General features: G+C 41.2%; 20 protein-coding genes, 2 tRNA genes and 1 pseudogene. 19 read left to right on the top strand and 4 right to left on the bottom strand.

Annotated elements, in window-relative coordinates; all coding sequences use genetic code 11:
* Nucleotide 1: 1 nt before the first annotated feature.
* The gene (locus tag V7783_RS11495; protein WP_335678828.1) at nt 2-625 is read right to left on the bottom strand and encodes a hypothetical protein; all 624 of its coding nucleotides are present in this window, start codon (nt 623-625) and stop codon (nt 2-4) included.
* 151 nt (nt 626-776) lie between these two features.
* Here V7783_RS11495 and V7783_RS11490 point away from each other — a divergent pair, with 151 nt between their 5' ends.
* The 12 genes and pseudogenes from V7783_RS11490 to V7783_RS11435 all read left to right on the top strand — a co-directional run bounded on the left by V7783_RS11490 (nt 777) and on the right by V7783_RS11435 (nt 11616).
* Nucleotides 777-1283 carry a LabA-like NYN domain-containing protein gene (locus V7783_RS11490; RefSeq protein WP_335678827.1) on the top strand — a complete coding sequence of 169 codons (507 nt, stop codon included), beginning with the start codon at nt 777-779 and terminating at the stop codon, nt 1281-1283.
* Nucleotides 1284-1333: 50 nt separating this feature from the next.
* Nucleotides 1334-1487, top strand: a pseudogene (locus V7783_RS11485) (helix-turn-helix transcriptional regulator).
* A 376-nt stretch (nt 1488-1863) separates the two neighbouring features.
* Nucleotides 1864-2778 carry an N-acetylglucosamine kinase gene (gene nagK / locus V7783_RS11480; RefSeq protein WP_335678826.1) on the top strand — a complete coding sequence of 305 codons (915 nt, stop codon included), beginning with the start codon at nt 1864-1866 and terminating at the stop codon, nt 2776-2778.
* Nucleotides 2778-3896 carry an N-acetylglucosamine-6-phosphate deacetylase gene (gene nagA / locus V7783_RS11475; RefSeq protein WP_335678825.1) on the top strand — a complete coding sequence of 373 codons (1119 nt, stop codon included), beginning with the start codon at nt 2778-2780 and terminating at the stop codon, nt 3894-3896. Before nagK ends, nagA begins: the two co-directional genes overlap by 1 nt.
* Nucleotides 3897-3959: 63 nt before the next feature.
* On the top strand, nt 3960-5102 hold the full coding sequence (gene nagX / locus V7783_RS11470) for a transmembrane glucosamine N-acetyltransferase NagX (protein WP_335678824.1): 1143 nt from the start codon (nt 3960-3962) through the stop codon (nt 5100-5102).
* A gap of 215 nt (nt 5103-5317) precedes the next feature.
* On the top strand, nt 5318-6112 hold the full coding sequence (nagB, locus tag V7783_RS11465; protein ID WP_304182165.1) for a glucosamine-6-phosphate deaminase: 795 nt from the start codon (nt 5318-5320) through the stop codon (nt 6110-6112).
* A gap of 134 nt (nt 6113-6246) precedes the next feature.
* Entirely contained in the window at nt 6247-7170 is a 924-nt protein-coding gene (nudC, locus tag V7783_RS11460) for an NAD(+) diphosphatase (protein WP_335678823.1), read from the top strand.
* 41 nt (nt 7171-7211) lie between these two features.
* Entirely contained in the window at nt 7212-8390 is a 1179-nt protein-coding gene (locus V7783_RS11455; RefSeq protein ID WP_335678822.1) for a cystathionine beta-lyase, read from the top strand.
* A gap of 123 nt (nt 8391-8513) precedes the next feature.
* Nucleotides 8514-9332: an ABC transporter permease subunit gene (locus V7783_RS11450; protein ID WP_335678821.1), complete on the top strand. Its 819-nt coding sequence runs from the start codon at nt 8514-8516 to the stop codon at nt 9330-9332.
* On the top strand, nt 9329-10243 hold the full coding sequence (locus V7783_RS11445) for an ABC transporter ATP-binding protein (protein ID WP_335678820.1): 915 nt from the start codon (nt 9329-9331) through the stop codon (nt 10241-10243). The genes V7783_RS11450 and V7783_RS11445 overlap by 4 nt, the downstream gene beginning before the upstream one ends.
* Entirely contained in the window at nt 10243-10617 is a 375-nt protein-coding gene (locus tag V7783_RS11440) for a PH domain-containing protein (protein WP_064668306.1), read from the top strand. Before V7783_RS11445 ends, V7783_RS11440 begins: the two co-directional genes overlap by 1 nt.
* A 204-nt stretch (nt 10618-10821) precedes the next feature.
* Nucleotides 10822-11616 (top strand): putative porin, encoded by a 795-nt coding sequence (locus V7783_RS11435; protein ID WP_335678819.1) that lies wholly within the window; start codon nt 10822-10824, stop codon nt 11614-11616.
* Nucleotides 11617-11701: 85 nt separating this feature from the next.
* Here V7783_RS11435 and V7783_RS11430 read toward each other — a convergent pair whose 3' ends face one another.
* Complete coding sequence (locus V7783_RS11430) at nt 11702-13546, bottom strand: M2 family metallopeptidase (RefSeq protein WP_335678818.1); 1845 nt, start codon at nt 13544-13546, stop codon at nt 11702-11704.
* A 180-nt stretch (nt 13547-13726) separates the two neighbouring features.
* On the opposite strand from V7783_RS11430, the gene V7783_RS11425 reads away from it, so the two are divergent.
* Nucleotides 13727-16003 carry an acyl-CoA dehydrogenase gene (locus V7783_RS11425; RefSeq protein WP_335678817.1) on the top strand — a complete coding sequence of 759 codons (2277 nt, stop codon included), beginning with the start codon at nt 13727-13729 and terminating at the stop codon, nt 16001-16003.
* Nucleotides 16004-16105: 102 nt separating this feature from the next.
* Here V7783_RS11425 and V7783_RS11420 read toward each other — a convergent pair whose 3' ends face one another.
* Nucleotides 16106-16546 (bottom strand): hypothetical protein, encoded by a 441-nt coding sequence (locus V7783_RS11420; RefSeq protein WP_335678816.1) that lies wholly within the window; start codon nt 16544-16546, stop codon nt 16106-16108.
* Nucleotides 16547-16687: 141 nt separating this feature from the next.
* The gene (cysK, locus tag V7783_RS11415) at nt 16688-17656 is read right to left on the bottom strand and encodes a cysteine synthase A (RefSeq protein WP_335678814.1); all 969 of its coding nucleotides are present in this window, start codon (nt 17654-17656) and stop codon (nt 16688-16690) included.
* A 344-nt stretch (nt 17657-18000) separates the two neighbouring features.
* Here cysK and V7783_RS11410 point away from each other — a divergent pair, with 344 nt between their 5' ends.
* From V7783_RS11410 to V7783_RS11385, 6 genes are all read left to right on the top strand, one after another.
* Nucleotides 18001-19152 carry a dicarboxylate/amino acid:cation symporter gene (locus tag V7783_RS11410; RefSeq protein ID WP_335678813.1) on the top strand — a complete coding sequence of 384 codons (1152 nt, stop codon included), beginning with the start codon at nt 18001-18003 and terminating at the stop codon, nt 19150-19152.
* Nucleotides 19153-19261: 109 nt separating this feature from the next.
* Complete coding sequence (gene uvrY / locus V7783_RS11405; RefSeq protein WP_016707677.1) at nt 19262-19912, top strand: UvrY/SirA/GacA family response regulator transcription factor; 651 nt, start codon at nt 19262-19264, stop codon at nt 19910-19912.
* A 9-nt stretch (nt 19913-19921) separates the two neighbouring features.
* Entirely contained in the window at nt 19922-21745 is a 1824-nt protein-coding gene (gene uvrC / locus V7783_RS11400; protein WP_335678811.1) for an excinuclease ABC subunit UvrC, read from the top strand.
* 42 nt (nt 21746-21787) lie between these two features.
* Entirely contained in the window at nt 21788-22333 is a 546-nt protein-coding gene (pgsA, locus tag V7783_RS11395) for a CDP-diacylglycerol--glycerol-3-phosphate 3-phosphatidyltransferase (RefSeq protein ID WP_064668298.1), read from the top strand.
* A 217-nt stretch (nt 22334-22550) separates the two neighbouring features.
* Nucleotides 22551-22626, top strand: a tRNA-Gly gene (locus V7783_RS11390).
* Nucleotides 22627-22656: 30 nt separating this feature from the next.
* Nucleotides 22657-22730 (top strand) — tRNA-Cys (locus V7783_RS11385).
* Nucleotides 22731-22747 lie beyond the last annotated feature (17 nt).

The raw sequence follows: 22747 nt of genomic DNA, 5'->3' as shown, positions 1-22747 counted from the left end.
TTTATAGTTCCTTTAATGTGTCTGCGATGGTTTTTTCTGCATACTGTAAAAACCGTTCGACTAATTGATAATGACCAAGATTGAGTAATTTAGTGACATTTTCTCGGCTTGTATGCAATTGTTTGGCAAGCTCACTGTGCTGGTTATTGCTACTGGTTAAATAGACATACAGCGCGTTTGCTTGTTTTTGGGTCATTTTTCTCAGCAGCACATCAATAAAAGCTAGACTCAGTGTTAACCCTTCATTAGTGGGTTCGATAACACTGCTAAATATAAAACGTTGATTGTGTATTTCATCAAGACTGCGGCCAGATAAAGTAAATGCTGACCCCGTGGCTGTTTTTATATCTGCTCTGGCGTTATCTATTTCGCCAATTGCTAGGCTTTGGCGAACCTCATAACCGCTTGCCTTTAGATGCAAATATAATAACACAGCGACATTGCAGACCTGCGCAGGTTGATTTACTTGCAGCTGAAACGCATCGCCTCGATAAATAATACCCTGATTGTGTTTATCTTTCGTAATCGCTCGCAAACTTTGGTCAAGTTGATAGAGCATTGCATCATACTCGTGCTTTGGAATATGTTGTGATTTGATCACATCGCCGCTGATCACCGCAATCATAAATGTCCTAATTTAGTTACATAATCAAATGTAACCAATATTGGTTACATGGTGCCATGTAACTAATTTAGGTTACTTTAAAGGTAAATGCAAGGGCCGGAAATGGCTGTAGGTATGCTACAGTAACAGGCCCTCATAAAAAGGATATCGTATGAATCAAGAAACACACAGTACAACAAGCACAAAACCTAAGGTTGGGATTTTTGTCGATGTACAAAATATTTATTACACCTGCCGAGAGAGTTACCGGAAAAATTTTGATTACAATGCCTTTTGGGCAAAAATCAGTCATGACTATGATATAGAATGCGCGATAGCGTACGCTATTTATCGTGGTGACGAAAAGCAATCTCAGTTTCAAAATATCCTGCGTGCAATTGGTTTTGAAGTGAAGTTGAAACCGTTTATTCAACGTAAAGATGGCAGCGCTAAAGGTGATTGGGATGTTGGTATCACCATTGATATGCTCGAGCAAGGAAAGCATCTTGATAAAGTCATTTTACTCTCTGGTGATGGTGACTTTGCGCTATTATTGGGCCATTTACAGCATCAGTATAATGTACCGTGTGATGTCTATGGCGCTGATAAACTAACTGCGGAAGCGCTGAAGCAAAGTGCTGAGCATTTTTATTGTATTAATGACGCTTTGCTACTGTAACTTAAGTATAAAATATTTAACTCAGGGTCAGATATATTTGATATGGTGAAATGACACAGCAACAATTAGCAGATGCTGTGGGGTGACACGCCAAACCATTGCTGCAATTTTAGCTGTCCGTATTCACAGTCGTTGGAAGTTGCTTTTAAAATAGCCATTGTATTTAATCGACCGCTAGAAAAAATATTCCAATATAAGCGGTGATTCTTTACTAAGTTATTTTTTTTAGGTAAACTGGTACAGCATTACACAGTTTATTTACGTTATTAGCCATTTGTACTGTTAAAATAGCATGTTAAATCACTATTTTAGGTGTTGTTTTAGGTAATAATGTCATTTTTAAGCCTTATTATTGCGTTGAAAAATAGTCGACACTAATTTAATTAATATTAATTATTTATTTAATTCAGTTAATTAGAGATGAATATGGAATATGTGTGAATTTTTATGAAAAATATAATGACAACGCTGTCATTTGTTGTGTAACATTAATTCAACATGGGTTGAGGGTGAATCGCATTAAGATAATAAAAAAAGATGCGGTTAATACAAATATTAAACGAAGGTTAGAGGTCGTTAAATGATGGCTAAGAGTGCGAATGAGGACCAATTGTTTATTGGTATCGATGGTGGCGGAACTAAGTGCCGTGCAACTATATACTCTGCACAACATGGGGTATTAGGAACTGGTCTAGGTGGCCCCGCGAATCCATTACATGGGTTAGAACGCACATTAGAGTCAATAATGGTGTCTACACAGCTGGCAATGCGTGATGCCGGCTTGCAATTAGAAACTATTCACCAAGTCTATGCAGGCTTAGGGTTGGCAGGCGTTAATCTACCAAGCTTGTATGAAAAAATAACTGAATGGGAACATCCATTTAAACAGATGTTTCTAACTACAGACTTACACACTGCATGTATTGGTGCTCATGAGGGCGGTGATGGTGCAGTGATTATTACTGGTACTGGTTCATGTGGTTTTTCATATGTTAAAGGGCAATCAGTAAATTACGGTGGTCATGGTTTTGCACTGGGCGATAAAGGTAGCGGCGCATGGATGGGGCTTGAGGCTATCAAAGCGGTGTTAGTTGAGCTTGATGGATTAGGTCCGCAAACACTTATGACCCCAGTAATGATGAATCATTTTAATGCAACCAATGCTATGGGTATAGCCGAACAAATGGCTGGACAGCCGTCAAGCAGCTATGCCAAGCTTGCCCGCTATGTTTTTGATGCAGCGCATCAAGGTGACGTTATTGCATTGGCCATCGTTAAAGATGGCGCAGCCTATGTAAGTCAGTTAGCACATCGTTTATTAGAAAAAAATCCACCGCGTTTATCTATGATTGGTGGCCTTGCTGAGCCATTAAATAAATGGCTTGACCCAGAAATTGCAAAACTTGTTGAAGTACCAAAACAACCACCAGAAATGGGGGCTATTTATTTCGCTCAACAATCGGTACTAGAACAAGATCAAAAGGTAGCATTGTAATGAAAACCTTCTATCGCGCAGCGCGTTTATTTACCGCCGAAAACTTTATTGAGAACGCATTATTTAGTGTTGAAAATGGTGTATTTAAGCTTGAAGATTCGACTACTGAGTCAGTTGTTGAGTTGAATGGCTTAGTTGCACCAGGTTTTATTGACGTACAAGTCAATGGCGGTGGCGGTGCATTTTTTAATGCTCAGCAAAGCACAGATTGTTTAGACCGTATTGCAAAAGCGCACGGTAAATTCGGCACTACTGCACTCATGCCAACACTCATTACTGATAAAGTTGAAGTAATGCAAGCGGCCGCAGATGCAACGGCAAAAGCTATAAGTGAAGGCGTACCGGGTGTATTAGGTATCCATTTTGAAGGCCCACATTTATCTTTCCCAAAAAAAGGCACTCACAGTGAGCAGTTTATTCGTCCAATTAGCGAACAAGAGTTTGCTATTTATGCCCGCCAAGATTTAGGTATTAAAATGGTGACCTTAGCGCCAGAAAACGTCAGCATTGCGGATGTTGAGCGCTTAGTCGCTTGTGGTGTGAAAGTATCACTTGGCCATACCAATGCTGATTATCAAACAACTATGGCGGCTCTTAATGCAGGGGCCGATGGCTTTACGCATTTATACAATGCAATGTCACCATTTACCTCACGTGAGCCGGGTGTTGTTGGCGCCGCTCTTTGGCATGATAACAGCTGGTGCGGATTGATTGTGGATGGCCACCATGTGCACCCTTTGTCTGCGCAGTTAGCAATTCGTACAAAGCAACGCGGCAAAATAATGTTAGTCACTGATGCCATGCCTCCAGTGGGCACTGATGATATGGAATTTGATTTCTTTGATGGCCGAAAGGTAATTCGTACTGGAGATAGATTAAATTCAACCACTGGCGAATTAGCGGGTAGTGTTTTAGATATGGCAAGTGCTGTGCGCAACACCGTCAATACTTTAGATGTTAGCCTAAGTGAAAGCTTACGAATGGCAGCATTGTATCCGGCTCAATACTTAAACCTCAAGAACAAGGGACGTTTACTTGATGGCTTTGACGCAGATTTTGTGGTGCTCGATGAGCAACAGTATGTCAAAGCAACTTATATTGCAGGCATTGTAATCTAACGTTTCCCTGGAAAAAACCCCGCCGTTGTATCGCGGGGCTTTTTTGTTTTAAGAGTAAAGAATATGACAACAACAAGCGCAGTTGAAAAACCGATTAAAAAACGTCTTGCATCACTTGATGCATTACGTGGTATGGACATGTTTTGGATTTTAGGGGGGCAATCTATCTTTGCCGCTTTATTTGTTTTAACAGGCTGGTCCGGTTGGAAAGTCTTTGAAGCACATACCGTACACAGTGCTTGGCATGGTTTTACTTTTTACGATTTAATTTTCCCGTTATTTATCTTTCTTTCTGGTGTGGCGATGGGGCTTGCACCGAAGCGTATTGATCATCTTCCATGGAATGAGCGAAAGGTTTACTACCGCAAAGCGGTTAAACGTTTGCTGTTATTATGTTCATTAGGTGTAATGTACAACCATGGTTGGGGCACTGGTATTCCTTTAGCGTTTGATGAAATTCGCTATACCAGCGTATTAGGTCGTATTGCAATTGCGTGGTTTTTTTGCGCTATGTTGGTATGGCATACCAGTATTCGCACGCAAGTATATACTGCGGTTGGGTTATTACTGGGGTATTGGTTATTACTGTGTTTTATCCCCGTACCAGGTGGCGTTGCTGGTGATTTAAGCGCTGTTGGTAGTTGGAATGCATGGTTTGATAAACACTTTTTACCGGGTATTAGTTATCAAAATCGGCCTGTAGATCCTGAAGGGGTTTTATCAAGTTTACCTGCAATTATTAATGCTATGGCAGGGGTTTTTGCAGGACAGTTAATTATCCGATCATCAAAAATTGGTGAGTGGAAAACGGCTGGAATTTTGTTTGGAGCTGGTGTTGTAAGCGTTTGCTTAGGTTGGCTTTGGAATTTACAGTTTCCAGTTAACAAAGAATTATGGACCAGCTCATTTGTACTTGTAACGGTTGGTTGGAGTGCAATATTACTCGCGGTTTTTTATGCTTTGGTTGATATTTTAAATGGCCAAAAATTAGCGTACCCGTTTGTAATTATAGGTGTTAACTCAATTATTATTTATATAGCGTCAAGTTTAGTTAACTGGAGTTACATCAGTCGCAGTGTATTTGGCGGTTTTATTAATGCAGCTCCAGATCTATGGCAGTCTTTAATCGCTGTTATCGCTCTGTTATTAGTACAGATCCTAGTATTGCATTGGATGTATAAACGGAAGATTTTTGTCAGCGTTTAAACGGTCAATAAAATAATTGTAGAAATATAAAATTTTTATTCACTTTTACTTTACAAATGAAAGTGGAATGGTAATAATGACAGCGTTGTCATAATGGTATTAACCAAGCAGTGTATCCCTGTTAGGTTTGATCTAAGGCCCAATTCGATTGCACGTGGAATTGGGACTTAGATCCCATTTTTTCATCAACTAATTTAATAACTGAGCAAACAAATATGCAAATAGTAATTTTAAATGATGCAGCAGCCGTAGCTGCATATGGCGCAAATATTTTCGCAGCCCAATTACAAAAAAAACCAACATCAGTGCTCGGTTTAGCAACGGGCTCTACGCCGGTTGCGTTATATCAACAATTAATCGCTAAAAATAAAGCTGGTGATATCTCATTCTCTCAAGCGACAACATTTAACTTAGATGAATACTTAGGTTTAACGGGTGAGCATCCACAAAGTTATCGTTACTTTATGAATGAGCAATTATTTAGTCATGTTGATATCAACAAAGAAAATACTTTTGTACCGCCTGGCGATGCTGTAAACCCAATTACTGCGTGTAAAGAATACGAAGACAAAATAGCCAAAGCAGGTGGCGTTGATGTGCAGTTATTAGGCATAGGCCGAAATGGCCATATCGGGTTTAACGAGCCTTCATCGGGTCTTTGTTCACGTACTCGCGTAAAAACCCTGACTAAAGCAACCGTTGATGATAACGCTCGTTTTTTTGCTGCCGATGAATATCAACCACATTTATCTATTACCATGGGCATTGGGACTATTTTAGAAGCAAAAAAGGTTGTGTTACTTGCAACCGGCGAAAATAAGGCCGATGCAGTGCATGCCATGATTGAAGGCCCATTAATGGCTAAGTGTCCAGCCTCTGCGCTTCAGTTACATAAAGATGCTGTAATTGTTATTGATAAAGCAGCCGCAAGCAAACTTGAAGATTTAGAGTTTTATCAGCATATCGAAGCTGAAAATCAAAAATTACAGGCACATTTAGCTACATTGTAATTATTAAAAGAATTTATTGTGTGTTTAAAAAAGTCCGTAAGGGCTTTTTTTTTGCCTGTTTATCAGTGAGTAATAATTGGGTTTAGGTGAGTGTTATGGTAGTTTTAGCCATCTAAACAATTAAAAGGACGAGCATGCTTAATTACACTGCTATGTCGTTAAATCGGGCATCAAATTTACGTAAAGAGCCAAGCTGGTTTGCAACTCAAGTCAATGCGCAAAGTCGTTGGTTATTAGTGAATAATAATCAGACCTTATTTGACAGTAATAGCTATTCAGTGACGTTTTTGAGCTTCGCAACAGTGTGTAATTTAGATTTAACTGAGGCGATATTTTTAGGCTTAGATGAGCAACAAACCAGCCATTTCGCACTTGATGTAAGTCAATTAGATGAAGTGCTATTAGCAAAGCTGATTGGCGATGCTGAGTTTGTTGATATTCGTCGCTATGGCGTTAACGTTGCGCTTGAACAAGGCTCAATGGCAGCACTCGCGCGCGGCTTGTGTTACTGGCATGCAACACATCGCTATTGCGGACGCTGTGGCTGCGAAAATACCCTTGTTGAGGCAGGCCATTCTCGTTTGTGTAGTAATGATAAGTGTAAGCATCAAACCTTCCCACGTACGGATCCAGCTGTGATCATGGTGGTAACGCGCACTTTTGCTGATGGTATTGAGCGTTGTTTATTAGGTCGCCAAGCAGTATGGGCGCCCGGTATGTATTCGTCTTTAGCTGGTTTTGTTGATCCGGGCGAAAGTTTAGAGCAAGCCGTCGCACGGGAAGTGATGGAAGAGGCTGGTATTGTTGTTGGAAACGTTCGTTATATTGCCTCACAACCATGGCCATTTCCGTCATCAATTATGTTGGGATTTATAGCTGAAGCTGTTACCGAAGATATTCACGTTGATAAAGATGAGCTGGATGATGCGCAGTGGTTTAGCCGAGAAGAGCTGCAGGGCTTTGGTAATTGGCATGAAGAAGGGGAGCATTTAAAGTTGCCTCGCACGGACTCTATATCACGCTATTTAATTGACCACTGGTGTAATTTAAACGATTAAGCATTGTGTAATGCATGTATGAAATTTTTTAAGGATTAATAATGACGACAAGTAATAAAAATACGCTGTTAGTCAGTGCTGGACGTAAAAAAGCCTATACCCAAGGCGTTGTTAACCCTGTAGTGCAGCGAGCGTCAACGGTTGTTTTTGATTCCGTGGCCGAACTCAAAGATGCGGCAAAAAAACGCGGCGATAAAACGCTATTTTATGGTCGTCGCGGCACCACCACACATTTTGCACTGCAAGAAGCAATCACCGAATTGGAAGGCGGAGAAGGTTGTGCGCTGTATCCATGTGGAGCGGCGGCAATTAGTAGTGCGCTATTGGCTTTTGTGAAAGCTGGCGATCATATCTTAATGGTTGATAATGCTTATGAACCAACCCGTGATTTTTGCGATAAAATTTTAGCAGGGTTTGGTGTTGAAACTACCTATTATCCGCCAACAATTGGTGCTGGAATTAAAGCACTGATCAAAGAAAATACCAAAGTGCTATTTTTAGAGTCTCCAGGCTCTATCACTATGGAAGTGCAAGATGTACCGGCAATGGTTGCTGTTGCCAATGAACAAGGCGTGATGACCATGCTGGATAACACTTACGGCAATGGCTTGCATTATCGGCCATTAGAACACGGTGTTGATATTAGCATTCAAGCTGCGACTAAATATATTGTTGGTCACTCTGACGTGATGATGGGCGTTGCTGTAGCGAATAAAAAATACTGGCCAACTCTACGTGAGCAATCTTATTTGCTTGGTCAATGTACCTCAGCTGACGATGCATATTTAGCGCTTAGGGGGTTGCGTACTATGGCGGTACGTTTAAACCAGCATGAAAAAGCGGCTATAGAAGTGGCTAGCTGGTTAGAGCAGCATCCACTGGTTGATCATATTCGTCACCCTGCATTTGAGAGTTGCCCTGGGCATGAGTTTTTCAAACGTGATTTTGATGGCAGTAATGGTTTATTCTCATTTGTAATGAAAGAAGGTAATCAAGGGGCGATAGATGCCTTTTTAGATAGCCTTGAGCACTTCAAAATGGGCTTTTCGTGGGGCGGCTTTGAGAGTTTAGTGACCGCAAATTTAACAATGAAAGGCCTGCGTTCAGCGACGGGGTGGCAGCTGGGTCCGGTGATCCGCTTACATATTGGCCTTGAAGATGTTGACGATTTAATTACGGATCTAACACAGGCATTGGACGTGTATAAGCAACATTTATAATTATTTGCTTGTTACATTTTAATCTATTGTTACAAAGCTCACCATTTGGTGAGCTTTTTTTTGCTAGTAATTCAACACGTTTGCCCTTAGTGTAAGCTGTATATCGATTAAATAGGAATATCTGTGACACAATTACACCCACAGCGATTATTGAAAATTGCCCAGTTTGAACTGGTAAGGTTATTTTTGACTAAGCGAGGTTTACTGGCGGTTGCGGCTTTTGCAATATGCTGGTTACTCATTCTACGCTACCCAATTGGGCAAGCGGTAAGCTTGATTAGCTCCCCCGAGATAGCTGAATTAGCACAGCAAGTGTTTGGTGCTATAGGGTTAAGTAAATTGCTCGATTGGCCTGAGGCTGAGCTTGCCATGTATTGGTTAATTGCATTATACAGTTTCCCCAGTTTTTGCTTATTTTTATGCAGTGACCAACTCGTTGGTGACAAGCAGCGAGGCACGCTTAGATTTTTATCTCTAAGAGCGACCCGTAACGAAATGTTATTTGGTCGGTTTTTAGGGCAAGTGTTTATTTTGGCCGCGCTGTTAATTGTGACCTTAGTGGCTGCTGTCGCAGTGATGGCATTTCGTGAGGCGGCATTATTAATGACGGCTTTAAGTCGCAGCTTCATGTTGTTCTGTTACCTTTTGATAGCCGTTTTACCCTTTATAGCACTGATGACTTTATTAAATACATTTGCGCGTTCGGCACGTTTAACCGTGGTGCTGGCCGTGTTATTTTTTGCTGGCGGAAATATTGTTGTTGGTCTATTGAGTTGGCAAATTCCTGCAATGGCAATGCTTGATTATATTTTCCCTGGAGTACAGTTAGATCAAATGGCGGGGCAAAATGCAGGATTGTTTAACAGTTTAGGTATTCCCGTTATTCAAACTGTGGTTATGTTAGGCCTAGCCCAGCGTATTTTTGCAAGGAGTTCATTATGAGCACATTAATACAGGCAACAGGTTTAACTAAGCAGTACGGTAGTAAATTAGCACTTGATAATGTGAGTTTTGAAATTCAACAAGGTGCGCCAGTTGCGTTAGTCGGACCTAATGGGGCAGGTAAAACCACGCTGTTTAGCCTGTTATGCGGTTATATATTACCGACAAAAGGCACGCTCAGCATTTTAGGCCAAAACCCAGGCAGCAGTGAGTTATTTGGCAAACTCAGTGCGCTGCCGCAAGATGCGCAACTTGATCCCCGTTTTAGTATTTCTCATCAACTCGCGTTTTATGGCCAGTTGCAAGGGCTTTCATCTAAACAAAGTCAAGCAGAAGCAATCCGTGTCCTTGAATTGGTAGGGTTGGCAGAAGCTGCCAAACAACGCGCCGATGATTTATCGCATGGTATGCGCAAGCGGGTCACAATAGGGCAGGCACTGATCGGTAAACCGCAAATTGTGATGCTCGATGAAGCCACCGCAGGGCTTGATCCCATTCATGCCCGTGAAATACGTCAATTAGTTTCCGAATTGAGCTCAGAAGCGACGTTTATTTTAAGCTCACACGATCTGACCGAGCTAGAACGTTTATGTTCACATGTATTGCATCTTGATAAGGGCAAGCTTACCGAGCATCCCAAGCAAAACAATAGTAATGAACAGCAAATTGGCTTTATCACCTTGTTATTAAATGAGCAATACGCTGATGTTGAGGCAAAAATTCAAGCTCTGCCAGATGTATCCAAGGTATATAAGAGCCAAGCGAAAGAGTATGTTATTGAGTATCAAAAAACAGCCACACCATTTGATATCACGCTATTACAATTTTGTTATCAGCAAGGGTGGCGTTACCGCCAATTAGTAAATGGACACACATTAGAGAATCAAATTTTTAAACAGGAGACAGTATAATGGGTTTATTAAGTGGATTAATGGGCAATGCCAGCGAAGTTGATGACGCTGATTTAGAAAAAGTATTAGCGAATACCTTGATTGAGGGTGAGCAAGTAGAAAAAGCCTACAAGGTTGTACGCGATATGTTTATATTTACTAACAAGCGTTTAATTTTACTCGACAAGCAAGGTGTGACTGGCTCAAAAATGGAAATGATCAGTATTGCTTATTCAAAAATTACTAAGTTTAGTAAAGAAAGTGCTGGGCACTTTGATCTAGATGCGGAATTAAAAATTTGGGTGGGCTCTGATCCGACTCCAATTAGTAAAGACTTCAAATCCGGTGACAACATCAATGATGTTTATCGCATCATCAGTCAGTATGCCCTGTAAAGATAAGAAAAAAGAAAAATGTAGTGATTGTTTCAATAATCGCTACATTATTTTTACAATAGCTTACATAATTTTACATTTCCCCAATTAATACAATGGCTTAGTTAAGTTCCCGTTCAGTTAACAGGAGTTAGCATGTCCCCCGTCTTAGCCAGTCGGTTAAAACATGTAGCAATCAACAATGTAAAATAGGGAAATCTTTTTATGAAAAAGTTAGCAGTTATTATTTCGAGTATTCTTCTTTCAAGCGCCGCGACTGCTGCGGACAATTATCAGTCAATCAGCCATTTAGGATATATGGACACTGATGGCAACGACACAGTAAGCGTTGATTCAACGTATTACTTTTCTCCAAAAACGACTTTAGGTCCTTACGACCAATTCGAGTACATTAATAAGCAAACTAATGTTTATGGTGCATACACAGATAATGATTTTAGCGATGTCGCTACCATTGGTGGTGAATATTTCTTACAAGATTTTGTTCTAGGTGCTGAGTACAGCAATAATGACTCTGACGCTGGTTCAAGCACTGATGTAATTAAACTGTCTGCAGGTTACTTCTTTAATCCTAATCTTCTTTTAAAAGCAACATTTGAAGATGTTGAAGATGGCGAAAATCGTGTTGTATTTGATTTAGCATACAACCACCAGTTAAACAGCACAGATTACATCGGTTTCACTGTAACATCTGATGACGAGTTTGATTACCGCGCCGTGAACGCTAAATACTTCATGGATCTTAAGCAAGGTAACTACCTAACTGTTGAAGGTACTGTTTCAGATACTGATAATGGTAGCAGCTCTTGGGAACTTGGTTCAAACTACTACTTCACTAAAGCAACATCAGCGTTTGTTACATTTAACAAAAACGATGATTACACGTTTGGTGCTCAACATTTCTTCAACAAAAATGTTGGTTTAAAAGCAGGTTACGGTAATAACTGGGATGATTCTGGTTATGACGCTTACTTTGCAAATGTAAGCTTACAGTTCTAATCAAACTGTAAATTTAGTACTGCAATACTAAAAAAGCCCGCTCAATTGAGCGGGCTTTTGCATTTTTGCTATTTAACTAGTTTACTTACCAACCACATTGACGGCCTTTGTTTTGTTCATCAAGGTAGGCTTGCAACGGTGCAAAGTAATCAAGTAGGGCTGTTGCATCCATTTCAGGTTTACCCGTTATAGTGGCTAATGCTTCTTGCCAAGGGCGGCTTGAACCCATTTCTAGCATCGCATTGAGTTTTTCACCGGCTTCTTTAGAGTTATATACTGAGCAGCGATGAATGGCTTCTTTGTTACCAGCAATTTCACATAAACTACGGTGGAAATCAAACTGTAAAATATGCGCTAAGAAGTAACGGGTATACGGTGTGTTACCTGGCACATGATATTTTGCACCTGGATCAAAGTCAGCTTCGCTTCGTGCGATAGGTGCTTTTACACCTTGGTATTTTTCACGTAATTCCCACCATGCCTTATTGTAGTTTTCAGGCGTTACTGCACCAGAGAATACTTGCCAACGCCATTGATCCACAAGTAAACCAAATGGAATAAAGGCAACTTTATCCAGCGCCATTTTCATTAGTAAGCCAATGTCTTTTGATTCATCAGGAACTTGCTCTAATAAACCAATTTCTTTTAAGTAACCAGGTGTTACCGAAAGCGCAATGGTATCGCCAATGGCTTCATGGAAACCGTCATTAGCACTTTCTTGATAGTAAAGTGGTTGACTATTGTAAGCGCGTTGATAAAAGTTGTGACCTAACTCATGGTGAATAACTGAGAATTCTTCACCTGTACGTTGAATACACATTTTAATGCGTAGGTCGTCTTTGCTATCTATATTCCACGCTGAGGCATGGCACTGGACATCGCGATCCGCAGGTTTTGTGAATAACGAGCGTTCATAGAAGGTTTCAGGTAAAGACGCAAAGCCCATTGAAGTGAAGAATTTTTCAGCGCCTTGCACCATTTTTAGTTCATCGTAGTTATGCTCGGCGAGTAACGCGGTGACGTCATAGCCAGGATCGGCATTTTCAGGCGCAACAACATCGTAAATGTTACCCCATGTTTGTGCCCACATATTACCTAACAAATGTGCGGGAATAGGTTGATCTTGTGGAACTTTATCTTCGCCATACTTTTCACCCAACTTGGCACGAACATGACAATGTAGTGAGTCATACAGTGGTTTTACTTGGCCCCAGATACGATCAAGCTCTGTTGCAAAGTCATCTGCTGGCATATCGTATTTACTACGCCACATTGCGCCAGTGTCTGCATAACCAAGTTCTTTTGCACCTTCATTGGTTAATACAACTTGCTGCTCATACAGTGGTCGCATCGGCTTTGAAACCTGGCGCCAGCCCTGCCATAAATCAAGTAGCTCGTTGTAATCACGACTGGTGGCCATTGTTGCTGTCATATCACCAAGGCTTAAGCAGCTACCGTCATCTATACAGTATTTTCCTTTACCGTACATACCACCAAGCTCTGCCACAAGCTGTGATAATTTTGCTGTTTTTTCTGCATCTTGTGGGGCAGGTAAAGTGAGGGCTAATTTTAATTTATCGAGCTTACGACGAGCATCGTAATCAAGCTCAAGTGAGTCAAACTGTGCAGCTTCGTTTGCAAGACGAACCACTGCGGCAGTCATCTTACGGTTTACTTCTGCTGATAGTGCCGATGTATCGTGAGTAATAAAATTTGCGTAAATCCATTCAGCACGACTTGATTCTAAGTATAGCGCACTGAGCTCTTGCTCTGTGGTATCTAAAAAAGCTTGTGCATCTTTTGCGGTTGTCGGTGCTGGGCTGGCAGTTTGCGCTGTGGTGTTATTAGCTTCTTGGTTACAGCCAGTTAATGCTAATGTGCTGGCAACCATTATGGCGCTCAAACTGAGCTTAAAATGTGGAGTAGTCATGTTGACCCTTATATTTGTTATTTATCGCATTGGATAATAGCAGTGTCTGTTTGTTAGGCAAACTTTATCATTCTTTGTGTCGCGACCTTGGATCAGGCATGCGTATAGTGACATTGTATTTATTAAAGGATCGGTCATAATCAAGTCAATGCATTTCATTAATTAATAAGGATAGTTTTCATGTCAGTATTTATCTTGTTACTGGTGGTCGTCATCGTTATTTTTGCGGTCAAAGATATCCGCTTAAACTTGGTGAGCCGCCCGACATTTAAAATGTTTAAAAGAGTACTTCCGCCGCTTTCACAAACAGAGCGAGAGGCGATGGAGGCGGGCGATGTGTGGTGGGATGGAGAACTGTTTAGCGGTAATCCAGATTGGCAGGTATTGCACAGCTACCCAAAACCTGAACTTAGTGAGAAAGAGCGGGCATTTTTAGATAATGAAGTCGAAACTTTACTGGCAATGCTTGACGATTATCAAATAGTACAAAAAGATAAAGACTTACCGGCAGAGGTTTGGGATTACCTAAAAACCCAAGGTTTCTTTGCGATGATCATTCCAGAAAAATTTGGTGGTCGACAGTTCTCAGCAATCGCAAACTCAACCATAGTCGCTAAAATTGCCACTAAAAGCTTAACCGCGGCGGTGACAGTGATGGTGCCTAACAGTTTAGGCCCGGGGGAATTGTTATTACATTATGGTACTAAAGAGCAACAAGAGCGTTGGTTACCGAGTTTAGCCAACGGTAAAGATGTGCCTTGCTTCGCACTAACGGGCCCCGAAGCCGGCTCTGATGCGGGCAGTATTCCTGATTCTGGCGTGGTGTGTAAAGGTGAGTTTGAAGGCGAAGAAGTGTTGGGACTGCGGTTAAATTGGTCTAAGCGTTATATTACACTGGCACCCGTTGCCACCGTACTTGGGCTCGCTTTTAAAATGTATGATCCAGATGGCTTGCTTGGTAAACAAAAAGAGCTGGGCATTACCTGTGCGCTGATCCCCACAGATCACCCCGGTGTTGAAACCGGAGAGCGTCATTTCCCTCTTAATATGGCGTTTATGAATGGTACAACATACGGCAAAGATGTATTCATTCCGCTGGATTGGATCATTGGTGGTCAACAAGGAGCTGGGCGAGGCTGGCGCATGTTGGTTGAGTGTTTAAGTGCAGGGCGCGGTATTTCATTACCTGCGCTTAGCAGTGCAACAGGACATTTATGTGCTCGAATGACATCTGCGTATGCCACAGTTCGCCAACAGTTCGGTGTATCTATAGGGCAGTTTGAAGGGGTGCAAGAAGCGCTTGGCCGCATTGGTGGTTTAACCTATAGCCTTGAAGCATGTCGATTAATGACCGCAGGCGCCATTGATTTAAAACTAAGTCCGTCAGTGGTGACTGCCATTGCTAAATACCATATGACAGAAATGGGTCGTACGGTGATGAATGATGCAATGGATATTCACTCAGGCAAAGGAATACAAGTTGGGCCAAATAACTATTTAGCCCACGGTTATATGGGGATCCCGGTCTCAATTACTGTTGAAGGAGCCAATATTTTAACCCGTAACTTGATGATCTTTGGTCAAGGTGCAACACGTTGTCATCCATTTGTACTCAAAGAAATGGAAGCTGCGGCGATGGAAGATGATGATTTAGCACTCAAAGAATTCGATTCATTATTACTGCAACACATCATTTTTGCAGCCACCAATGCAGGTATGGCATTCGTGCATGGTTTAACGCGCAGCTACTTTGCTAAATCGCCCGTGTGTGGTGCCACTGCAACCTATTATAAGCAACTCGGACGAATGAGCCGTGGACTTGCTTTTAGTACTGATGTGGCCATGTTAGTGCTTGGCGGAGAGCTTAAACGCAAAGAGATGATTTCAGCGCGTTTAGGGGATGTGTTAAGCCATTTGTATTTGGCATCTTGTGTACTTAAACGATTTGAAGATGAAGGACGCCAACAGGCTGATTTACCGTTTGTTAAATACGCCGTGGAGTTATCACTGTTCGAAATTGGCCAAGCATTTGACGGCTTCTTTAAAAACTTCTCAAATCCGGTTGTTAACTTCATACTTAAACGTATCGTATTTCCGCTTGGTAACCATTACCAGCGGCCAAGTGATGAGATTGCGCAAGAAATTTGTGAGCATATGACACAACCTGGTGTGTTTAGAAATCGCTTAACCCATTTATGCCATGTCGATGAAAATGCAGGCACTGGGGTGATGGAAAATGCATTCATGGCCATGCATGACACTAGCGCTGCATTTAAACGGTTGAAAAAGTGGCAACGTGAGGGCACCCTTAATCGTAATCATGATATCGAAACTGCGATTAACAGTGCGCGTGAAAAACAGTTGATCACCGATGAACAAGCAGAAAAACTGCACGGAGCTAATAATTTACGTAAGCAAGCCATTGCAGTCGATAATTATAAAGCGGGTGAATTATAACTTTAGGGTAATTGATTTACGCTGAAATAAAGAAAGCCTTGCAGATGCAAGGCTTTTTGTTAATTAACCAGCGCTAAGCTAGTTTTGGTAATTATCTACTTTTTAACGTGCAAATGGATCTGCGTTGATTTTATCAACATACCAATTGCCTTTTTTACGAACCATTTTTACACTGCGCATATCATCGACTTTATTACCATTGAATTGGCCAGTAAAAATCAGGTTGATATTAGCTGTCTCACCGTATTGCTCTCTTAAACTCATATTTGTCATATCGACTTCAATGACGACATTATCGTATTGCATGTTGACTAAATTACGAGCAAATTGCTTAGAGGTGCCATATGATTTCATGATCCGAGCCATTCTTGGCGTTGCCATCGTACTGGCTTTAGTAAGATCTTGTTCGTTATAAAGCGTATCAAAGAACAGGGCAGCGCTATTTCCTGGGGTATTCTTTTCACCTTTTGGTGCATCGTCACCACCGCAGCCGCTCAGTAGTAATAAAAATGTAGCAGTAAATAGAGTTATAAATAATTTCATTAGGTAAATAGACTTGTTAGTGATGATTTAGTGTGTGACGAAATGCGACAGATGTAAAGTTTACGGTAAGAATTAGTGATGTTAGTGCAATAAATAATAAAAAAGGATGCATTTAGCATCCTTTTTTCAAAGTAAATAGTGTTATTGCACAAGCTCTTGTTCAGAAAATTCTTCAGCAAAAAGCGGACTTGATAAATAACGCTCGGTTGCACTTGGTAAAATAACCACTACGTTCTTACCTGCATTTTCAGGTAATTCTGCAATACGCTTAGCGGCAACAACCGCAGCGCCTGATGAAATACCGACTAAGATACCTTCGTCTTTCATAAGCTTGTGAGCCATTTCAATGGCTTCTTCATTTGAAACAAGTTCAGCACCATCAATGACACTAAGGTCTAAGTTACCAGGGATGAAGCCTGCACCAATACCTTGAATTTTATGAGGGCCAGGTTTAATTTCTTCACCCGCTAAAGTTTGGCTAATAACGGGTGAATTTGTCGGCTCTACAGCGATTGATTTAACACCAAGGCCTTTTTCAAGTTTCAAATAACGGCTTACACCCGTAATAGTACCACCCGTGCCAACACCTGCGACGAAGAAATCAACGTTACCGTCAGTTGCTTCGAAAATTTCAGGCCCTGTTGTTTCAAAGTGAATTTTTGGATTCGCTGGGTTTTCAAACTGTTGTAATAGGATGAACTTTTCAGGATCGCTGGCTTGAATTTCTTTTGCTTTTTCAATTGCCCCATTCATACCTTTAGCGCCATCAGTTAATACTAAATTAGCACCTAAGGCTTTTAGTAATTTACGACGCTCAAGGCTCATGGTGTTTGGCATAGTAAGTGTTAATTTGTAACCACGAGATGCTGCTACAAACGCAAGCGCAATACCTGTATTACCTGAAGTTGGCTCAATTAACTCTTTATCTTTTGTCAACTCACCTGATTTTTCAGCTTCCCAGATCATTGATGCACCGATACGGCATTTAACACTAAAACTAGGGTTACGAGATTCAACTTTAGCAAAAATATTACCAGTAGTGACACGGTTTAGCTTTACTAATGGTGTATTACCAATACTGAGTGAGTTATCTTCAAAAATTGTAGACATAATGTTCCCTTAGGTGCAATTTATTCAATCGGGACCGATTTTAAGCAATCGATCTTTAATAATGACACTTTACTGCTGAATTAAAAAAACTAAAGTAAAGTTTGGCTATAAGATATACCCAAACGACTTATAATTGAATGAAATAAAAACAGCTTACTGTTCTTATCCACCAGTTCATAATGAATAAGGTACAGCAGATTATAATGGCTAAGAAATTAGACTGGATGTTTAATGATAAAAGTGATGATATTTTGTGCAAACAGGTCGCTATTGAGCGGTTTTATGATACAAGTAATTAAAAACATGTTAAAACCACATCCACCAAAATTTATAAAGTGATCACAATGACATTAATCTTAAAATTAATTGCCGGCATATTAGGCGGTATTTTAGTGGGCTTATATGTTCCACTGACTGGGGTTGAACTCCTTTACACGGTAAAAGAAATAATTGGCCAGTTGATCACTTTCACGATTCCGTTGATTATTTTGTTCTTTATTGCCTCTGGTATCGCGGGTTTACCGAAAGGGTCAGGCCATTTATTGGGTAAAACAGTTGGCTTTGCATATGGCTCAACAATTATAGCTGGTACTTTAGCTGTGTTGGCTGTCAGCGCTATTATTCCATTATTTGATGGCGGCTTAACGTTTGAAGCCGAGATTGCAACCGAAGTAGCCAGTTTTATTGATTTAGAAATTCCACCACTTATGGGGGTGATGACCGCACTTGCGACAGCATTTGTGTTTGGCATTGGCATGAGCCAGCTGCAATTAGAAACGTTGAGAAAAGTATCAGATCAAGGTCGTGACGTGATTGATGGTTTATTAGCGAAAGTCATTATTCCAGCATTACCTTTTTATATTGCAGGTGTATTTGCTGAAATGACTGTGGCGGGCACCGTTGTCGATACCTTACAAACATTTGGTGTGGTATTAATTGCCGCATTAGTGATGCATTGGCTTTGGTTAAGCATTTTATATATTGGCACTGGGATATTATTAAAGCGCAATCCGATTGAGTTAATTAAAAATATGCTCCCCGCTTATTTTACTGCATTAGGGACTATGTCTAGTGCGGCAACAATTCCTGTATCGCTGCGTTCGAGTAAAGCTAATAATGTAAAAGAAGATGTAGCAAACTTTACAGTACCACTGTGCGCCACAATACATTTATCGGGTTCAACAATTACGATAGTGACATGTGCGATGGCGGTGATGTTCTTATCACCTAATATGGATGTTCCTTCACTATTTGGTATGTTGCCATTTATCATGATGCTCGGTGTGGTGATGATTGCAGCACCGGGTGCACCGGGTGGCGCTGTAATGTCAGCATTAGGTTTGTTAACCAGCATGCTAGGATTTAATGAAGGTGCAGTGGCGTTAATGATAGCGCTTTACCTCGCACAAGACAGCTTTGGTACTGCTTGTAATGTGACCGGTGATGGTGTAATTGCATTATGGGTTGACCGCTTTAGTGAAAAAGCGTCTTCTTAAATTTAGTTATCCGAAGCGATATTAGAGTTATCGTTTCGGGCTTTCTGTGTTAGTGTGCTGTATTAAATTGTCACAATGACATGCTGTTAGGTTATATGAGGGTGTCCCATTGATTAATGTACTTTTAGTTGATGACCATGAACTCGTACGAACGGGTATCAAACGTATTTTAGATGATGTTCGTGGGTTTAAAGTAATTGGTGAAGCTAAAACAGGTGAAGAGGCCGTGCAATTTTGCCGCCAACACTCTCCTGATATCGTGCTAATGGACATGAATATGCCAGGTATTGGCGGATTAGAAGCGACTAAAAAGATTTGCCGCTATTGCCCAGACGTGAAAATCATCGTGCTAACTGTGCATTGTGAAGATCCATTTCCAAGCAAAGTGATGCAAATTGGTGCCCATGGTTATTTAACCAAAGGCGCAGGCTCTGACGAAATGGTTAATGCTATTCGCGCAGTTAATGCTGGGCAACGTTACATTGCTCCAGAAATCGCGCAACAAATTGCTTTAGCACAAGTGACTGGTCGTACAGATGAAAGCCCGTTTCAGAGTTTATCTGAGCGCGAATTACAGATCATGCTAATGATCACCAAAGGTGAGAAGGTGCAAGATATTGCTGAGCGCCTTAATTTAAGCTCTAAAACAGTGAACAGCTATCGTTATAGAATGTTTGAAAAGCTCAATGTTGGTGGTGATGTTGAACTTACCCATTTAGCGATTCGCCATAAGATGATTGACATCGACAGCGCCCATTAGCCTTGCCCCATGGCAGAATTTGATCACGCCCACTTCTTAAAAACACTATCAAGCGATCCAGGCGTTTACAGGATGCTTGATAGTGACGACAACGTTATTTACGTTGGTAAAGCGAAAAACCTTAAAAAACGTGTTAGCAGCTATTTTCGCAGTAATGTTACCGATGGTAAAACGCGCGCCTTAGTTAGTAATATTAGCGATATTGATATCACTTTAACTAACACCGAGACTGAAGCTTTACTGCTTGAAAATAATCTAATAAAAAAATACCAGCCTCGTTACAACATATTACTGCGTGATGATAAATCCTACCCTTATATTTTATTAACAGCACATAAACACCCGAGACTTGCATTTCATCGTGGCAGTCGCAAAGTAAAAGGCGAGTATTTTGGGCCATTTCCAAGTGCTGGCGCTGTTTCTGAAAGCTTGCGGTTAATGCAAAAAATATTTCCAGTTCGTCAATGCGAAGATGCGTATTATCGCGCTCGTAGCCGGCCATGTTTACAATTTCAATTAAAGCGCTGCTCAGCACCATGCACAGGCGAAGTTAGCGATGATGAATATAGCCAGCAAGTGGATTTTGTGAGGAAGTTTTTAGCCGGTAAATCCCATGAAGTTATTGCCGCACTCATTACTAAAATGGAAGCAGCTAGCCAAGCGCTACAGTTTGAACTAGCGGCGAAAGTGCGCGACCAAATAATGCTGCTGCGGAAAATGCAAGAGCAACAGTCAATTTCGGGTAATTATGCTGAAATGGATGTGGTCGGCTTTGCCCATCTCAATGGCCTTAATGGTATTCACTTATTGATGATCCGTGATCACAAAGTGCTCGGCAGTAAAACTTACTTTCCTAAAGTACCCAAAGACTCACAGCAACAAGAAATACTAGCCTCATTTCTTGGCCAATATTATTTAGCGCCAGGTGCAACAGGGCGCATAGCAAAAGAAGTGATTTTGCCCTTTGCGATTGATGAAGCTGATGTGCTGGGTGAGGCGTTAAGCCAAGTAAGCGAGAGAAAAGTCACTTTAAAAACAGTAACACGCGGTGAGCGCGCGAAATACTTGCAGCTCGCTAATAAGAATGCACTTAATAGCATTACCGTGAAGCAAAGCACTCAAGATTCAATTAATAAACGTTACGCGCAGCTTAAAGCAACGCTTGGCCTTGATGATATTAGCCGTATGGAATGTTTTGATATTAGCCATACCATGGGTGAAAATACAGTAGCAAGTTGTGTGGTATTTGATTCGCAGGGGCCTAACAATAAAGAATATCGACGTTTTAATGTGACAGGGATCACCGGTGGCGATGATTACGCTGCAATGGAGTTTGCATTAAACAAGCGTTACAACAAATTAGTAGATGAAGATAAAATTCCAGATGTAATTTTTATCGATGGCGGTAAAGGCCAGTTATCACGCGCTGAGCATTACTTCTCAACTTGGCCGCATGCAAAAATGCCGTTACTAGTCGGTGTAGCAAAAGGCACCAGCCGAAAACCTGGGCTTGAAACGCTGTTAATCGATGGGGGTCGTAAAACCATTCCAATGGACTCAGACGCCCCAGCACTGCATCTCATTCAGCATATCCGCGACGAATCACATCGATTCGCGATTGCAGGGCACCGTAATAAGCGTCAAAAACAACGTACACAATCACTATTAGAAGAGATAAGTGGAGTAGGCTCAACACGCCGCCAAACATTATTAAAATTTTTAGGGGGCATGCAGGGAGTAAAAGCTGCTAATATAGACCAATTAAAGCAAGTACCCGGGATCAGCTCTGACATGGCTGAGAAGATATTTAACCATTTGCATGACAAGGGCTAGCCCTTCATGCGAATATAGAAAAAAAGACATCCTCAAGTAGTTATGTGGAATATTCCAAACACACTCACAACATTTAGACTTTTTCTTATCCCCATTTTCTTGGTGGTATTTTACTTGCCTTATTCATGGGCTTTCTTTGCTGCTGCCTTTATTTTTTGGCTAGCATCAATCACTGACATTCTCGATGGCTATTTAGCGCGCAAGCTTGAGCAGTCTACGCCTTTTGGTGCATTCTTAGACCCTGTTGCTGATAAAGTCATGGTGTGTACGGCATTGGTTGCGTTGGCGAGTTATTATCAATCAATGTATATGACTATCCCGGCTTTAATTATAATAAGCAGAGAAATTGTGATATCAGCATTGCGTGAATGGATGGCTGAGCAAGGCAAGCGTGGCAATGTAGCTGTATCCAATATGGGCAAGTTTAAAACGGCTGCACAAATGTTAGCCATCATTGGACTTATTTGGCAGTACGATAGCTGGATGATGTATTTAAGTTATGCCTTATTGTACATTGCGACCTTCTTAACGGTGACTTCTATGCTGCAATATTTGATAGCAGCGTGGTCTGAATTGACTAAAAATTGAGTCTAAACGTATAATAACGCACCGTTTTAGATAAAAAATAATCAAACAGTTCAAAACTAGCATTTTTTGTATTGACGCGTTTAATAATCTCTGTAGAATGCGTCCGTGTTGAGAGGGCATAGCCCCTTAGATAAACCAAGTAACACAAGTTGAGTTGCTAGAATGTCATACCGCGATATAGTCGCGCGCCGACATAGTAACAACTTACAAGTATTAAGCGGCACTAGCTCAGTTGGTAGAGCGCGACCTTGCCAAGGTCGAGGTCACGAGTTCGAGCCTCGTGTGCCGCTCCAGTTTATCTTAAAGGCTAACCCAGATGTTGGGGCGGAATGGCAGAGTGGCCATGCACCGGATTGCAAATCCGTTTACCCCGGTTCGACTCCGGGTTCCGCCTCCATTTCAACACTCCACATG

It is taken from the genome of Pseudoalteromonas sp. (assembly GCF_036960685.1).
Classification (GTDB): Bacteria; Pseudomonadota; Gammaproteobacteria; order Enterobacterales; family Alteromonadaceae; genus Pseudoalteromonas.
Note: the sequence above shows the minus strand (reverse complement) of the source record. Positions and strands in the feature narration are given on the sequence as shown.

What these genes read in the sequence shown, in the direction of transcription:
- V7783_RS11495 (WP_335678828.1), bottom strand. Translation starts at nt 625, where the DNA reads ATGATTGCGGTGATCAGCGGCGATGTGATCAAATCACAACATATTCCA.
- V7783_RS11490 (WP_335678827.1), top strand. Translation starts at nt 777, where the DNA reads ATGAATCAAGAAACACACAGTACAACAAGCACAAAACCTAAGGTTGGG.
- nagK (WP_335678826.1), top strand. Translation starts at nt 1,864, where the DNA reads ATGATGGCTAAGAGTGCGAATGAGGACCAATTGTTTATTGGTATCGAT.
- nagA (WP_335678825.1), top strand. Translation starts at nt 2,778, where the DNA reads ATGAAAACCTTCTATCGCGCAGCGCGTTTATTTACCGCCGAAAACTTT.
- nagX (WP_335678824.1), top strand. Translation starts at nt 3,960, where the DNA reads ATGACAACAACAAGCGCAGTTGAAAAACCGATTAAAAAACGTCTTGCA.
- nagB (WP_304182165.1), top strand. Translation starts at nt 5,318, where the DNA reads ATGCAAATAGTAATTTTAAATGATGCAGCAGCCGTAGCTGCATATGGC.
- nudC (WP_335678823.1), top strand. Translation starts at nt 6,247, where the DNA reads ATGCTTAATTACACTGCTATGTCGTTAAATCGGGCATCAAATTTACGT.
- V7783_RS11455 (WP_335678822.1), top strand. Translation starts at nt 7,212, where the DNA reads ATGACGACAAGTAATAAAAATACGCTGTTAGTCAGTGCTGGACGTAAA.
- V7783_RS11445 (WP_335678820.1), top strand. Translation starts at nt 9,329, where the DNA reads ATGAGCACATTAATACAGGCAACAGGTTTAACTAAGCAGTACGGTAGT.
- V7783_RS11440 (WP_064668306.1), top strand. Translation starts at nt 10,243, where the DNA reads ATGGGTTTATTAAGTGGATTAATGGGCAATGCCAGCGAAGTTGATGAC.
- V7783_RS11435 (WP_335678819.1), top strand. Translation starts at nt 10,822, where the DNA reads ATGAAAAAGTTAGCAGTTATTATTTCGAGTATTCTTCTTTCAAGCGCC.
- V7783_RS11430 (WP_335678818.1), bottom strand. Translation starts at nt 13,546, where the DNA reads ATGACTACTCCACATTTTAAGCTCAGTTTGAGCGCCATAATGGTTGCC.
- V7783_RS11425 (WP_335678817.1), top strand. Translation starts at nt 13,727, where the DNA reads ATGTCAGTATTTATCTTGTTACTGGTGGTCGTCATCGTTATTTTTGCG.
- V7783_RS11420 (WP_335678816.1), bottom strand. Translation starts at nt 16,546, where the DNA reads ATGAAATTATTTATAACTCTATTTACTGCTACATTTTTATTACTACTG.
- cysK (WP_335678814.1), bottom strand. Translation starts at nt 17,656, where the DNA reads ATGTCTACAATTTTTGAAGATAACTCACTCAGTATTGGTAATACACCA.
- V7783_RS11410 (WP_335678813.1), top strand. Translation starts at nt 18,001, where the DNA reads ATGACATTAATCTTAAAATTAATTGCCGGCATATTAGGCGGTATTTTA.
- uvrC (WP_335678811.1), top strand. Translation starts at nt 19,922, where the DNA reads ATGGCAGAATTTGATCACGCCCACTTCTTAAAAACACTATCAAGCGAT.
- pgsA (WP_064668298.1), top strand. Translation starts at nt 21,788, where the DNA reads ATGTGGAATATTCCAAACACACTCACAACATTTAGACTTTTTCTTATC.